The organism is Marinimicrobium sp. (assembly GCF_002695945.1).
Classification (GTDB): Bacteria; Pseudomonadota; Gammaproteobacteria; order Pseudomonadales; family Cellvibrionaceae; genus Marinimicrobium; species Marinimicrobium koreense.
The window spans coordinates 107,464-122,214 of sequence record NZ_NZQP01000021.1 but is presented as its reverse complement, the minus strand read 5'-3'; the positions used below and the strand labels follow the sequence as shown (position 1 = coordinate 122,214).

Annotated in this window: 11 protein-coding genes and 1 pseudogene; 2 read left to right on the top strand and 10 right to left on the bottom strand. The window is 57.4% G+C overall.

Features of this window, described 5'->3' with window-relative positions; genetic code table 11:
• Window positions 1-5 precede the first annotated feature (5 nt).
• Entirely contained in the window at window positions 6-3,137 is a 3,132-nt protein-coding gene (locus CMG77_RS04430) for an efflux RND transporter permease subunit (protein WP_286903686.1), read from the bottom strand.
• Complete coding sequence (locus CMG77_RS04425) at window positions 3,134-4,441, bottom strand: efflux RND transporter periplasmic adaptor subunit (protein ID WP_286807737.1); 1,308 nt, start codon at window positions 4,439-4,441, stop codon at window positions 3,134-3,136. Before CMG77_RS04425 ends, CMG77_RS04430 begins: the two co-directional genes overlap by 4 nt.
• 575 nt (window positions 4,442-5,016) lie before the next feature.
• On the opposite strand from CMG77_RS04425, the gene CMG77_RS04420 reads away from it, so the two are divergent.
• Both CMG77_RS04420 and CMG77_RS04415 read left to right on the top strand, forming a co-directional pair.
• A complete protein-coding gene (locus tag CMG77_RS04420; protein WP_286903685.1) occupies window positions 5,017-6,024 on the top strand; it encodes a histone deacetylase family protein in 1,008 nt (335 codons plus the stop codon).
• A 17-nt stretch (window positions 6,025-6,041) separates the two neighbouring features.
• The gene (locus CMG77_RS04415; RefSeq protein ID WP_024461514.1) at window positions 6,042-6,551 is read left to right on the top strand and encodes an MOSC domain-containing protein; all 510 of its coding nucleotides are present in this window, start codon (window positions 6,042-6,044) and stop codon (window positions 6,549-6,551) included.
• A 35-nt stretch (window positions 6,552-6,586) separates the two neighbouring features.
• Here CMG77_RS04415 and CMG77_RS04410 read toward each other — a convergent pair.
• From CMG77_RS04410 to pta, 8 genes and pseudogenes are all read right to left on the bottom strand, one after another.
• Window positions 6,587-6,808 (bottom strand): annotated as a pseudogene (locus tag CMG77_RS04410) (type II toxin-antitoxin system RelE family toxin); the annotation flags it as partial.
• Window positions 6,809-6,860: 52 nt separating this feature from the next.
• Window positions 6,861-7,079, bottom strand: a complete 219-nt coding sequence (locus CMG77_RS04405) for a type II toxin-antitoxin system Phd/YefM family antitoxin (protein ID WP_439509740.1) — start codon at window positions 7,077-7,079, stop codon at window positions 6,861-6,863.
• A 193-nt stretch (window positions 7,080-7,272) separates the two neighbouring features.
• On the bottom strand, window positions 7,273-7,917 hold the full coding sequence (locus CMG77_RS04400) for a hypothetical protein (RefSeq protein ID WP_286807738.1): 645 nt from the start codon (window positions 7,915-7,917) through the stop codon (window positions 7,273-7,275).
• Window positions 7,918-8,291: 374 nt separating this feature from the next.
• Window positions 8,292-8,681: a hypothetical protein gene (locus CMG77_RS04395; RefSeq protein ID WP_286807739.1), complete on the bottom strand. Its 390-nt coding sequence runs from the start codon at window positions 8,679-8,681 to the stop codon at window positions 8,292-8,294.
• Window positions 8,682-9,176: 495 nt separating this feature from the next.
• Window positions 9,177-9,575, bottom strand: a complete 399-nt coding sequence (locus tag CMG77_RS04390; protein ID WP_286807741.1) for a hypothetical protein — start codon at window positions 9,573-9,575, stop codon at window positions 9,177-9,179.
• A gap of 229 nt (window positions 9,576-9,804) precedes the next feature.
• Window positions 9,805-10,635: a class I SAM-dependent methyltransferase gene (locus CMG77_RS04385; protein ID WP_286807742.1), complete on the bottom strand. Its 831-nt coding sequence runs from the start codon at window positions 10,633-10,635 to the stop codon at window positions 9,805-9,807.
• Window positions 10,636-10,891: 256 nt separating this feature from the next.
• Entirely contained in the window at window positions 10,892-12,472 is a 1,581-nt protein-coding gene (locus CMG77_RS04380) for an ABC-F family ATPase (RefSeq protein ID WP_286903684.1), read from the bottom strand.
• Window positions 12,473-12,614: 142 nt separating this feature from the next.
• On the bottom strand, window positions 12,615-14,750 hold the full coding sequence (gene pta / locus CMG77_RS04375) for a phosphate acetyltransferase (protein ID WP_286903683.1): 2,136 nt from the start codon (window positions 14,748-14,750) through the stop codon (window positions 12,615-12,617).
• Window position 14,751: the final 1 nt, after the last annotated feature.

Below are 14,751 nucleotides of genomic sequence, written 5' to 3'. Positions count from 1 at the left end.
GGCGATCAAGTCGCCGGCTTNNCCACCGAGCGCCACAGGTAATAGATCACCGGTAGCACCAACAAGGTCAGGATCAGTGTCGTGAAGGTGCCGCCCACCATCGGCGCGGCGATGCGCTGCATCACCTCCGAACCGGTGCCGCCGCCGAGCATGATGGGNAGCAGGCCCGCGAACAGCGTGGCGGCGGTCATNACAATCGGCCGNAGNCGCAGCCCGGCCCCTTCCATCACCGCCTGCTGTAGGTCCGCGCGGGTGAAGGCCCGACCGGCCTCGGTGCAGCGCACCTCGGCGGCCTGATACTCCAGGTTNAGATACACCAGCATCAATACGCCAATTTCCACCGCCACCCCCGCCAGGGCGATAAAACCCATGGCCACCGNGACCGACAGGTCATAGCCCAACGCCAGCAGCAACCAGACGCCGCCCANCAACCCGAACGGTAATGTCATGAGGATCATCGCCACTTCGCTGAAGCGNCGGAAGTTCAGGTACAGNAGCAACACAATCACGCCCAGGGTAATCGGCATCACCAGCGCCAGCTTTTCCTGAGCGCGCGCCATGTATTCGTACTGACCGGCCCAGCGCAGCGAGTAGCCGGAGGGCAACTCAATGTGCTCGTTCACCGCCGCTTGCGCGTCGGCCACAAAGGAGCCCAGATCCCGCTCGGTGATGTCGACAAACACCCAACCGTTCAGCCGGGCATTCTCGCTCTTGATAGCGGGCGGTCCATCGTCGATGGTCACACGGGCGACCTCGCTCAAAGGAATGTGGGTTCCATTGGGGGTGACAATGGGTAAATTGGCCAGCGCCTCCGGCGAGTCACGATAGGCTTGGGGATAGCGCAGGTTGACCGGGTAGCGCTCCAGTCCTTCGACGGTTTCGGTGATATTGGCACCGCCCACGGCAGTGCGGATTACCGACTGCACATCGGCGATATTCAGCCCGTAACGGGCGGCGCTGGCGCGGTCGATATCCACGGTCAGATAGCGCCCCCCGGCCACGCGTTCCGCGTACACGGAGCTCGCACCGGGTACCTCACCAATCACGGTTTCCAGCTCCCGCCCGAGCTGTTCAATCACCGACAGGTCCGGCCCCGCAATTTTTACTCCCACCGGAGTTTTGATGCCGGTGGCGAGCATATCGATCCGGGTTTTGATCGGCATCACCCAGGCGTTGGTCAGGCCCGGAAAGTCGATCAATTGATCCAGCTCGGCGCGCAGGGATTCCGGGGTGACACCGGGTCGCCACTGGTCTCTGGGTTTGAACTGAATCACCGTCTCGATCATGGTCAGCGGGGCCGGATCCGTGGCGGTATCGGCCCGACCGATTTTGCCGAACACCGTCTCCACTTCCGGCAGGGTTTTGATCAGCTTGTCGGTCTGCTGCACAATTTGCCGCGCCTCGCCAATGGATACGCCCGCGTAGGTGGTGGGCATATACATCAGGTCGCCTTCATCCAGCGTGGGCATAAATTCCGTACCGAGTTTCTGTGCGGGCCAGAGTCCGATGACCATGATCGCCAGGGCGATCAGCAGTGTCGTTTTGGGAAAGCGCAACACGCCGCGCAGCAGCGGTTGATAGCCTGCGATCAGAACCCGGTTGATCGGGTTTTTCCGCTCGGGCAGGATGCGCCCGCGCACACAGTAACCGAGCAACACTGGCACCAGGGTAATGGCCAACCCGGCGGCGGCCGCCATGGCGTAGGTTTTGGTAAAGGCCAGCGGGGAGAACATCCGCCCTTCCTGGGCCTCCAGGGCGAATACCGGCAGAAAACTCAGGGTAATGATCAGCAACGAGAAAAACAGGGCCGGGCCCACTTCCGATGCCGAGCGGGCCGCCAGTTGCCAGCGTTGTTCGTTGCTCAGCTCGCCTTTGTGGCGCTCCAGGTGCTTGTGAAAATTTTCGATCATCACCACCGCGCCATCGACCATGGCACCAATGGCGATGGCAATGCCGCCGAGGGACATGATGTTGGCGTTGATGCCCTGGATCTGCATTACGATCATCGCGATGAGAATGCCAAGCGGCAGGCTGAACACCACCACCAGGGATGAGCGCAGGTGAAACAGAAACAGGGCGCAGATCAGGACCACTACCAGTAGTTCCTGACCGAGCTTTTCGTACAGGTTGCTCACCGCATTGCGAATCAGTTGCGAGCGGTCGTAGGTGGTGACCACCTCCACGCCGTCGGGCAGACTGGGCTTCAGTTCATCCAGCCGGGCCTTCACCCGGTCAATCACCTCCGCCGCGTTTTCGCCCGAGCGCATCACCACGATGCCACCCACCACCTCGCCTTCGCCGTTCAGCTCGGCAATGCCCCGACGCATTTCCGGGCCGAGTTGGATGGTGGCGACGTCTTTCAACTGCAGCGGGGTTCCCCGCTCGTTGGTGCCCAGCGGAATCTGCGCCAGGTCTTCTATGCTCTGCACATAACCGGTGGCGCGCACCATATACTCCGCCTCGGCCATTTCGATGACCGACGCGCCGGTTTCGGCATTGCCGTTGACGATGGCGGCGTGCACCTGTTGCAGTGGTAGGTTATAGGCGCGCAGCTTCTGCGGGTCGACCTCCACCTGATATTGCCGGTTCATGCCGCCAATGGTGGCGATCTCGGACACACCATCGAGCGCCTGCAACTCGTACTTCAGAAACCAGTTCTGCAGCGTCGTGAGTTCCGCCAGGTTGTGCTGGCCGGTGCGGTCGACCAGCGCATAGTTGAATACCCAGCCCACCCCGGTGGCATCCGGGCCGAGTTCGGGGCGAGCGCCTTCGGGTAAATCCTGAGCGGCCTGATTCAGATACTCCAACACCCGGGAGCGGGCCCAGTAGAGGTCCGTACCTTCCTCAAAAATCACATAAACGTAAGAGTCACCGTAGAAGGAAAAGCCCCGCACGGTCTGGGTTTTGGGGACGGACAGAAGCGCGGTGGTGAGCGGGTAGGTCACCTGGTCCTGCACCACCTGGGGCGCCTGCCCGGGGTAGGAGGTTTTGACAATCACTTGCACATCGGACAGGTCTGGGATGGCATCTACCGGTGTGTTGCGCACCGAGTAGAGCCCCCAGCCCAACAGCATCAAGGTGGCCAGTACCACCAGCAGGCGATTGTGAATGGACCAGCGAATGATCGCGGCAATCATGGTGCGCTTCCTCCGTGGTCCATTCCCTCATGATCCATGTCTCCGTGATCCATTGCGTCATGATCCATGGCATCGTGATCCGCCTCGTCCTCTTCTGGTGTTCGGGTTTCGATTCGGCCCAAATCCGCCGCGCGGCTGGACTCGGAATCGATCAGGAACAGGCCGTCTTCAACCACGCGATCCCCGTGGCGCAAGCCCTCCAGAATTTCGGCGCGCTCGCGGCCGACCTGTCCGACCTTGACCGGTACCGAGCGATACACCTCCGGTTCCACTTCCCGCACTACGCGGGTTCCGGCGCCGGTGCGAATCAGGGCGCTGCGGGGAATGGATAGCACGGCCTGTTCATCCTCGGGCTCGATCCGGGCGCGGACAAACATGCCCGGTTTAAGCCGACCCTCGTCGTTGGCAAATTCCAGGCGGGTGCGCAGCGTTCGGGTGTTGCTGTTGAGCGTGGGGTAGAGGTAGGAGACGGTGCCCTCCCAGGTTTCACCGGGATAGCTTGCGGTGGTCAGGGTGACCGGCTGGCCGGTGGTGATACGACCCGCATCGGCCTCAAACAGCTCGACATTGACCCAGATGTCTTCAAGACTGCCAATGGACATCAGGTTCTGCGGCAGGTCCACAAAGTTGCCCTCGCGCACACCGAGCTGCACCACATAGCCGTCCCGGCTCGCGTAGTAGCGCAGTTTCTCCCGTACGCTGCGTTCGCGTTTCAGTCGCTCGATTTCCCGCTCGCTCACCCCTTTGGCGCGCATCTGAGACAGGGAGCCCTCCGCCCGTCCCGGAAGCTGGTCTCTCAGGCTTTGCAGGTATTCCCGTTGCAGGTTGATGATTTCCGGCGAGTAAAACTCAAACAGTTTTTCACCGGCTTTGACCGGGTCGCCCTCGGTGGCCACAGCCAGCTCGGTAATCCAGCCTGAGGCGCGCACGTGAAAGTGCTGCACCTGTTGCTGGTTCACCTCCACCAGTCCGACCGTTTCAATGGTCTGGCCCACCGGCGCGTGGGTCGCTTCCGCCAGCGTCAGCCCGAGGTTCTGGGCAACCGCCGGGTTAATCCGGACATCGCCGGGCTCGCGTTTCTGGTCCTCCGCATACACCGGCACCAGATCCATGCCCATGGGGGACTTGCCGGGCCCATCCCGGCGATAGCTGTCATCCATGGGAGCCACCCAGTAAAGGGGCTCCTTCTCGTCGCTAGTCTTGGATGGTTCGGCGTTGTCCGAAGGCTCGGGCCAAAGCAAATGACTGCCCACACCCGGCGCAAAGGCGCCCAGCAGCGCCACGAAAAATAGAGGTTTGTTCATAACACCTGTCCACAAGGTAATACCACAACAGAAAAACGGCCGCGGAGGGCCAAGGGGGTGCGATCGTCAGGCGCACCTATCCTGTGGTCAGGAGAATTTGGGCGGGCGGAGCAGTTCCAGCGGCGCGCGCGTGGGTGCAGCGTCGGTGGCTGAAGAGAGGAAGTGATTCGGGGTTGAGATTGGCGGGACCGCTTGCACCGTCAGGGCCACAAAACCGGAGCAGGAGCCGGGCAACAGGCGCACTGGCTGTCGCAGTCGTGATCCGGGGTGGCTGCGAGGTGCGTAGAGTCATGCTCTGAATGACTGTGGATGGCACCACCATCGGCCATAGCCATCTCCATGGTGTCATGGCAGGGTTCGGGCGCCGTNTCGGNCATCATCGGCGGATGCGAGGCNCCCAGCGGCCCTGCCAGAAACAGCAGTAGCGCAAACAACCAATGACGGAAGGAGTGGCGATTCATGCCGTTAGTCTAGCGCACCTGGGTCCGTGGGCAAAGCCAGGGTGAACCCGGCCCGGTATGTGCTAGTCTCAACAGAGGCAATAACACCCACGATCACCGGAGACAGGAGAGACCATGAAAGCGTTTTTTCATCCGTCCCAGGATAAACANGCCCCGCAATCCTACCTGACCCGCGGCCAGATGCGCCCCCCTCAAGAGCTGCCGGAGCGCACCCCGGAGCTGGTCAAGGGCCTGGANGCCCTGGGCGTCCGGCCGGAACAGGCCACCGATCACGGCATGGATGTGATCAATCGGGTGCACGACCTGGGCTACCTGCGCTTTCTTGAGTCAGCCCACCGGCGTTGGCCNGANGACTGGGGCGGGGAAGTCATGTCCAACATCTTNGTCCGNTCACCGAACCCCATGCGCGGTATTCTGGCGGAATGCGCCCGCTATCAGGCCGACGGTAGCTGCCCCATCGGCCCCCACACCTGGGAGGCCGCCTACTGGTCCNCCCAGAGCGCCCTATCCGCCGCCGATGAGCTTCTCACCGGACAGCAGCGGGCCTACGCCCTGTGCCGCCCGCCCGGCCACCACGCNCGGCGCGACGCCGCCGGTGGCTTCTGTTATCTGAACAACGCCGCCATCGCCGCCGAAGCCCTGCTGGACCATTACGACAAAGTCGCCATNCTCGACCCGGACATGCACCACGGCCAGGGNATNCAGGAAATNTTCTACGATCGGGACGANGTNCTCTANATNTCCATCCANGGCGACCCCACCAACTTCTACCCNGTGGTNAGCGGCTATGAAGACGAGCGNGGNGCGGGCCCCGGCTANGGCTACAACATCAACATGCCNATGCCCCACGGNTCCCCCGAGTCCACCTTCTTCGAAAANCTGGCCGACGCCGCCGANGCCATNCGCCTGTACGAGCCGGACGTACTGATCGTCGCNCTGGGCTTCGANGTGTACCACGAAGACCCGCAGGCCAAAGTCTCGGTCAGCAGCGAAGGCTTCCGGCACATGGGCGAAGGCATCANCGCCATGAACCTGCCCACCCNGGTGATNCAGGANGGCGGCTACCACCTGGAGTCCCTGGCGACCAACGCCAAAAACTTCTTTAGTGGCCTGAACCCGTAACGCATCCCGGTGACAATATGACAGCCCAAACCCGCTTACTCGACAAGTTGTGCCAAAGCCTGCCAGAGGGGCGGCTCGAATGGATCGGCCTGCGCAGTAAGCGGCGAGGCGACATCCACGTGGTGGACAGCGCCCGGGCGGTAGAGGGGCTGGGCCTGGAAGGCGATCACCGCATGAGCAAAACCCCGGGCTCCTCTCGCCAGGTGACCCTGATAAGCCGCGAATTTATCGAGGCCATCGCTCGTCATACCGGCCACTCCGAGATCGACCCGGCGCTATTACGGCGCAACCTGGTGATCTCCGGAATGAACATGAACCTGCTGCGCCACCAGCGCCTACAGATTGGCGAAGCCGTACTGGAAACCACCGCCCTCTGTCACCCCTGTTCCCGAATGGACGAAGCCCTGGGCGCAGGGGGCGCTGCAGCGATGTTTGGCTATGGGGGACTCTGTGCCCGGATTATTCAAGGCGGCCGGATGACGGTGGGGGATGCGGTAGTGCGGTTGCCGCAACTCGCGGCGGATTAAAGCCACACCTTGTTAGGCGGTTTTATTGGTACAACTTACTTTCGTACTTTGAGCACGGAATAAACTTTACCTTTATCCCGTTTTCCTACAGCCAGAACGTACACAAGCAATTCATCGTCAACCACTTCGTAAGCCAGCCGATACCCAGCCGAACGAAGCTTGATCTTATAAGCCGACTCGTAACCGCTTAGTTTATCCGCTGGCACTCTTGGATTTTCCAGCCTGGTCGCCAGCTTTTTCTTAAACTGGCTTTTGACTGGAGCTCCAAACTTCTCCTACTATTTTAGCGCAACTGGTAGAAACTTGAGCTTATAGGTCGTCCAAAGACACTGATACTGCTTGATTCTTATCTCTTGGTCGCTCATCGAGAAGCTTAGCTAGCTCATAATCCTCAGTCATACTCGTCATAGCTTCGTAGGTCTCCGCAGGGATCAGGTATGCCACCGGCTGTCTATGGTTCAGGGCGACGATTGCTGAACCACTAGACTGAGAAAGCAGCGCGGACGGATTCTTCTTTAATTCTGATATGCTTACGGAAAAATAAGAAAAAGTATGACGAATAAATCACCAAAAGAAGACCAGTAATCAACACATGTTATTGGCCACACTTTGTCGTTTTCCTAACGCCTTACCTACATAACTTTGCGCACACGGGAGCGATTTTACGAGCGTCCCACCGCGGCCTGGGACAGTGCAGCTCTGCGCGTTGTTAAGCATATACTTATATGCTGGCAGCAGTATTGACGACCACACTAAACTCGATATCCCCTTTATCACCGTCAAACTCAGATAGTCGGTAGCTATTATCGGATAGCTCAACTACTTTTATCCAATTCCAACCCGCATTGGAAATGGTGATTTGGTGGTCGAACTTTTGTTTTCCTAACGTTAGCACTCCTCGAATATTCGCCGGGTTGGAAAAATAAACGAGAATTAGCGGTTCGTTGTCTATTGTACTAATAAATCCACCGCCACCTATGTGATCGCGGTACGGCGAAAATGCGTGAAAAGTGCCTAGCCTCAATAGCTTTGTATCGGCTGGAACAACATTTAAACCCGACTGCCTAATAGTCGCCGACTTCGCATCAATATCGCTGGGAAGGACGAGTTCAAAGGTATGGCTATTTCTGACTTCAGCAACATACAATATATCATCTGTGGGGTTTCCAAAGATTGCTCCAGGAATCGACGGGAAAATCAGCGCTAATTCCGATTCAGGTTTGTAGGCCTCGAGGCGTTTGAAACTGTAGGAGTAGAAGCCATACTTCATTTCACGGGAAAAGGAGAAAGACTCAGCCGGACTATCGACCGTGGCACAAGACTGCAGGAACGCTAAAACCAAAGTGAATACTAGACGGTATTTCATAATGTTTCCTATAGTCGCATAACGCCTTGCATGAAGGCCACATTTGAAGTGTTGGAGCTGAACCACTTGCGGTGGTGTAATGGTAAGCATTTTTATTGCTTTGCATTATCAGCTGTTCCGATTGGATTCTTACCCTGTACTACTATTCGAAAGAACGCATATATTGCCGCTGCAGCCAGAGCGTGCGTGATATCGAAAGTATAAGGGTCGCCCAGCCAAATGCTGTACACCTCAATGGCTAGTATTGCCCAAAAGGGCAAAGTAACTATAAAGACTAGCAGCCTGATATTACCTTATACCCGATCTGCATTTTCCATGTTTCAGACCTCCTTACCTGGGCAGCCAATATCAATATGCCCCGCTGTCTTGGATTGTTAAGTTGGGAAAATTACGACCAAAGCAACGCCAAACATCATGTACATTCCTACAATAAACAATAGTAATGCTAAAAGCCCTACCGTCCAGCCGAAGGAGTTGGTAATTCCGTTTATGCGATTGTACTGCTCTGGGCGAAGGGTGCACCGCATATACGATTGTGCAATCAGGCTTACCTTCAATAGTATGAAACCAACTATAGAGCCGAATAGTATTTGCCATGAAAGACTTATACAAGTCTTTAATTCAGGTCCGATCTCCTGGGAAAACCTAAGCAGTGATGATACCGACAATGTTAGTGCACCACCTGCAATCAAGAACACCGCATTCGCTAGAGAGTCTACTCTGCCTCTAATCTCTTTCCATTCATCGTGATCCAGTTCTACCATACTTTTCCTCTTGGCGCCCGGCTTCATTTGCGCCGCATTGCGGCGTCAAATGGAAACGTTTTTTATGCATCATTTTCTGATTTGTAGTGTACTTTGCAAGAATGATATATCGATTTATCAATGACTTTTCCATCGGATTTTCTGAACTCCATAGTGGCAGAGGTGTTGAACAGTAAGTCACCAGGGCTAGTAATATGGAGCTCAAAACGTGACTTCGAAGGATCTGGTAGGAGTTCAGCACAAACAACGCAATCTTTTCCGTATATTATATTTGACCACGTCTGAGCCTTCTTTAGCGCTTTCTCCAGAACGACTTGGTCATACTTGTAGGAGTTTTCTTCGCCACGCAACGACACAGGAGAATTAGCTTCGATTCCTGCACACCCTGTAGCTACAATCGCTAGAAGACCTACGAATACTTGGCATATTTTCATCGCATAGCGGTGGGAGCCTGCAAGTGCTCGGCAGCCGGAGACTGTGTGGTGCTGTGCTTCGTTATGCACTTTCGATCTTATCGCCCAGTTGCTTTGTAAAGTCCCAATGATCTCCTGTGTCGAAAGCAACAACCCAGGCGGCTTCAACAGTGTAAGGAAGATTACCATTGCTTATTGGCGAAAACGTAACGTTTATCTTCATAAGCTTAACAGATATGTCGCCAGCTATAGAGCCTCTCGAATACTTTATTGAGCCGCCTTGATCTTTTTTCTTCTCAAATCCCAAGGACGACATTACCTCTTCCACACGATAAACGGATTTAGGCTTTGGCACTTCGTTCTTGTATTTTGGGAAAAGTGCAAGTATCGGTTTTTTTTGTCCAAGATTCCGGTGAGGCAGCACCTTATATAGAATAGTTGTGGCTGCCAGGACAGCCACTACAGTTATAACTATTTCCATAATCTCAGACTCCAAATTTTTGCATAGCGCCGCGTAGACCGGTGCAAGCTTGCGAGCATCCGGCGGCCGACAGGCCGCGTAGCGATTCGCCTGCGCGTCAAGGATATTGATGAGACAGCGGTTCAGAAGACAATGCGGTGCGCAGCCCGTTTTCCCGGCTTGGGGCGTAGGCATAAAGCCGGGTGGCGGAACCCTATGGGTGCCCTGCGGGGTTACAAGCTCCGACCTTTTAATTGCTTGGCTTTTTGAACTTCAGCACCATCCGGTTGGCTTCGCCGATGGACAGATACTTTCCTTTGTCTTTTGCATCTCCCATCAAGGAGGGAGGTAAGGACCAGATTCCTTGCGGATGATCGGCAGTATCCTTCGGGTTTAGCAGCAGGTCGTTTTTGCCTTCAAAGCTGAATCCGGCTTCTTCAGCCAACGTTAACCATAGTTGTTCGGGGACATAACCTGATTTCCCCCAATCCGCATCCTGCAAGTCATCCGGTAGGCGTGGCGCCACAACTCCCAATACTCCGCCGGGTTTGAGCGCCTGATAAAAGTTGGCCAAGGCGTGATTCATTGATTTCTCGCCTTCAAATACATAAAGCTGGTTGCGAACAGAGAGCACCACATCAGCGCTCGCTGGCGGCGCAATAGCGATATCGGCCAGTGGGGCAAACTCGGTGAGTATCACATTGTCGTAAACCGGGTGCGATTCAAGTTTTTCCTGGTATTCACTCCGGGCTTTCTGCATATATTCGGCGTCCAGAAGACTGAACTTGTCAGAGAAGTGGGCAGCGTAAAGTTTTCCTTCTTTTGCCAATAATGGCGCCAGGATCTCGGTATACCAGCCAGAGCCCGGCCACACTTCAACGACGGTACTTTGCGGCGTAACTTCAAAGAACGTCAGTACCTGTTCGGGCTTGCGCGCTGAATCTCGTGCTTTGTTCTCTTCCGTACGAACCTCATGTTGCAAAGCTTGGGTGATATTGTCAGTGTCGGCAAAGCTGGTGTGGCTTGCTAGAAGAAACAGGCTTACGCAAAGTAGTTTGATGCAGGGTAGCTTGATCAGCATGGCCAGATCCTTTTGTGGTGTATATTCATTATTGAGAGTGAATGAAAATGCACTTTCACCCGTTTTTTATTGCCTGATGCCCTCAGGTAGGGTGTGTCTGTATTCAACCGGAAGACTGCCGTCTTGGGCAACGTTATATCATGCTTCAGACGGCGAGTTACGTCCTGTTTATACTGTATCGCTATAAGGCGCGAGGATAATATTCTGGAGTGCTCTTTTTGATGGATGTGGTGGCACCGCATGGGTGCCCGCCAAACTATAACCCCTGACTGCGCAGATACTCTTCATAGGAGCCGTGGAAGTCCACCAGTCCATCCGGCTTCATATCGATAATCCGGGTAGCCAGTGAAGACACAAACTCCCGATCATGGCTGACAAAAATCAGCGTTCCGGGATAATTCTCCAACGCCAGGTTCAGGGCCTCGATGGATTCCATATCAAGGTGGTTGGTGGGTTCGTCCATCAGCATGACGTTGGGGTTGAGCAGGGTCAGTTTGCCGAACAGCATCCGACCCTGTTCACCACCGGAAATCACCTTTACCGATTTTTTCACGTCGTCGTTGGAAAACAGCATGCGCCCCAGTGCGCCGCGTACCACCTGTTCATCACCGGTGGTCCACTGCTGCATCCATTCAAACAGTGTTGCCTCGTAGGCAAAATCATCGGAGTGGTCCTGTGCCACATAGCCGACGTCGGCCTGCTCGGCCCACTTGATGGTGCCCGAGTCGGCGGATACGTCTCCGTACAGGCAGCGCAGCAAGGTGGTTTTACCCGCGCCGTTGGGGCCGATGATCGCGACTTTTTCACCCGCTTCAATGCTCAGGCTCAGATCTTCGAACAGTGTCTTGTCAAACGCCTTGTTGGCTTTTTCCATGACCACCGCCAGACGGTGCAGCTTCTTGTCCTGGGAAAAGCGGATAAACGGGCTGACCCGGCTCGAGGGCGGAATGTCTTCCAGCTTGATCTTCTCCAGCTGTTTGGCCCGCGAGGTGGCCTGCTTGGCTTTCGAGGCGTTGGCAGAAAACCGGCTGACAAAGGACTGCAGATCGGCGATCTGGGTTTTCTTCTTGGCGTTTTCGTTGTGTAGCCGTTCGCGGGCGGCAGTGGAGGCGATCATGTAGTCGTCGTAGTTGCCCGGATAAATGCGCAGCTCGCCGAAATCCAGGTCCGCCATATGGGTGCANACNCTGTTCAGNAANTGCCGGTCGTGNGAAATGATGATGATGGTGCTGTTGCGNTGGGTCAGAATGCCTTCCAGCCAGCGGATGGTGTTGATNTCCAGGTTGTTGGTNGGNTCATCCAGCANCANNACGTCNGGNTCGGANAANAGTGCCTGGGCGAGCAGCACCCGCAGCTTCCAGCCGGGNGCNATGGCGCTCATGGGGCCGGTGTGTTGTTCTTCCGGAATNTCCAGGCCCAGCAGCAGCTCGCCGGCGCGGGCTTCGGCGGTGTAGCCNTCCAGCTCGGCGAACTGTACTTCCAGNTCCGCCACCTTCATGCCGTCGTCTTCGCTCATTTCCGGCAGGCTGTAAATGCGNTCGCGCTCGGCNTTNACCTTCCACAGTTCGGTGTGNCCCATGATCACGGTATCCAGCACCGTGTATTCCTCAAAGGCGAACTGGTCCTGGCGCAGCATGCCCATGCGCACATTGGGCTCNAGCATCACCTGGCCGCCGGAGGGCTCNAGGTCGCGGCCCAGAATTTTCATGAANGTGGATTTGCCGCAGCCGTTGGCGCCGATCAGGCCGTAGCGGTTGCCGTTGTTGAATTTGACCGAGACGTTCTCGAACAGGGGCTTGGCCCCGAACTGCATCGTAATATTGGCGGTAGAGATCACAAAGGGGTCCAACTGGGAGGTGTGGGCGCCGCAAGCGCGGNAGGGNAGGGCGCAAAAGGAGCGCAGTCTACCGGATACNGGCNCCCAGCCCAAGCGGATTTGCCGGGGCGGGNCGCNAGAGGCTAATCGGCCGGTGCGCGNATCAGGCGCTGGCCTGAATNGCGGTCAGGGCGATGGTGTACACAATGTCGTCCACCGAGGCGCCCCGGGACAGGTCGTTCACCGGTTTGCGCAGGCCCTGGAGCATGGGGCCGATNCTCACCAGGTTGGCNCTGCGNTGTACCGCCTTGTAGGTGGTGTTGCCGGTNTTGAGGTCGGGNAANATNAACACGTNGGCCTTGCCCGCCACCGGGCTGTCCGGGGCTTTGCTTTTGGCCACCGAGGGNACGCTGGCGGCGTCGTANTGCAGAGGGCCGTCGATCACCANGTCCGGGCGNTTTTCCTGAGCGAGGCGGGTGGCCTCGCGCACTTTTTCCACGTCGCTGCCGGAGCCGGATTTGCCGGTGGAATAACTGATCATGGCGATGCGCGGCTCAATACCGAAGGCGATGGCTGAATCACCGGACTGGATGGCGATATCGGCCAGCTCTTCGGCGTTGGGGTCCGGGTTGACGGCGCAGTCGCCGTAAATGACCGGCTGATCCGGCAACAGCATGAAAAAGATGGAGGACACCAGCGCCGCGTCGGGTTTGGTTTTGATCAACTGCAACGCGGGGCGGATGGTGTTCGCCGTGGTGTGCACCGCACCGGAGACCAGGCCGTCGACATCGCCCTGGGCGAGCATCATGGTGGCCAGCACCACGGTATCTTCCAGCATGGCCTCGGCCATGGGCTCGGTCAGCCCCTTGTGTTTGCGCAGGGTCACCATGGGTGCCACGTAATGGCGGTACACGGTTTCGGGGTCGATGATCTCGATATCCTCGGGCAGCACCACGTTGTAGCTGGCCGCCACGCGGTGNACNTCATCCGTTTTGCCGAGCAGTACGCAGCGGGCGATGCCTTTCTGATGACAGAGGGCGGCGGCCTGAACCGTGCGCGGCTCGTCGCCCTCCGGGAGCACAATGCGCTTGGGGTTGGCGCGGGCACGCTGCACCAGTTGATAGCGGAAGGCCGGAGGGGACAGTCGCTTTTCCAGCCGGACATGGGTCCGCTCAATNAGCCAGCGGGCNTCCAGGTCGGCGGCGGTGCTGTCCATCACATTGTTTATGCGTTCGATATCGTCCGGCGGTACTTCGGTGTTCATGCTGTTCAGTTGTTGCGCCACCTTGAAGGTGTTGCCGCCCACCAGCAGTACTGGCAGGCCGGNTTTCAGGGCGGCCTGACACAGCGCCATGACGTTCGGGTCGGGATGCAGGCTGCCGGTAAGCAGAATGCCCGCCAGTGGCACCCCGTTCAGGGCGGCCATGCAGCTGGCCACCAGAATGTCTTCCCGGTCCCCCGGAATCACCACCAGGGTGCCGGCCTTGAGGGTCTGCAGCATGTTTTTCATGGTGCGCGCGCAGACGGTGATGTTCTGCACCCGGCGCTCGAGCAGTTGCCCTTCGTTGATGATTTCGGCATTGAGGTAATCACACACATCCCGGGTGCGGGGTGCCACCAGGTGGGGTTGCCAGCGAATCGCGCCCAGGCAGCGGAAGTGCTGCTGGGAGAACACCGGAAGCGAGGCGATGATGNGCTCCAGTCCGATGTTCTCCGGCTCTTCGCTGGTAGGCTCCTCGGTGGCCACCACCTGTTGGTACTCCAGGTCCGGCGCACCCACCTTGTTCAGGACGCAGCCGAGTAACCGGGGATTGTTGAAGCCGCCGAACAGGCTGGCCGCCATTTTGATGCGCTCGTTCAGCTGTGCCGTGCTGTCGGCGTTTTTGGCGGCCACCAGGATGATATCGGCATCCAGCGCCTTGGCCATGTCCTGGTTCAGTCGATCGATGTAGTTGTTGTCCGCCAGCGGCACCAGCCCCTCCACAATCACCACTTCGGCATCGCCCGCGGATTGCTGGTACACCTGAATGACGTCTTCCATAAACGCATCGGCATCGCCCTGGGCGAGCTTCTGTTGGGCATCGCTCAGGCGCAGCGGCTCGGCTGGCTTGAGGCCCAGTGTGGCCTGGGCCATATGGGTGGAGCGCTCGGGCCCGCGATCGTTACCGGAGCGCTGGGCAATGGGCTTGCAGAANGCGACNTTGACGCCGAGCTGATCCAGTGCCCGAACCAGACCCAGNGAGACNGAGGTCAGGCCGGTACCGACGCCAGTGGCGGTAATGAAAAAGGTGTGTTGCACA

Bases quoted from the DNA above. Each gene is read 5' to 3' on its own strand.
- CMG77_RS04390 (WP_286807741.1), bottom strand. From the start codon at position 9,575: ATGGAAATAGTTATAACTGTAGTGGCTGTCCTGGCAGCCACAACTATT.
- CMG77_RS04395 (WP_286807739.1), bottom strand. From the start codon at position 8,681: ATGGTAGAACTGGATCACGATGAATGGAAAGAGATTAGAGGCAGAGTA.
- CMG77_RS04415 (WP_024461514.1), top strand. From the start codon at position 6,042: ATGACAGCCCAAACCCGCTTACTCGACAAGTTGTGCCAAAGCCTGCCA.
- CMG77_RS04400 (WP_286807738.1), bottom strand. From the start codon at position 7,917: ATGAAATACCGTCTAGTATTCACTTTGGTTTTAGCGTTCCTGCAGTCT.
- CMG77_RS04425 (WP_286807737.1), bottom strand. From the start codon at position 4,441: ATGAACAAACCTCTATTTTTCGTGGCGCTGCTGGGCGCCTTTGCGCCG.
- CMG77_RS04385 (WP_286807742.1), bottom strand. From the start codon at position 10,635: ATGCTGATCAAGCTACCCTGCATCAAACTACTTTGCGTAAGCCTGTTT.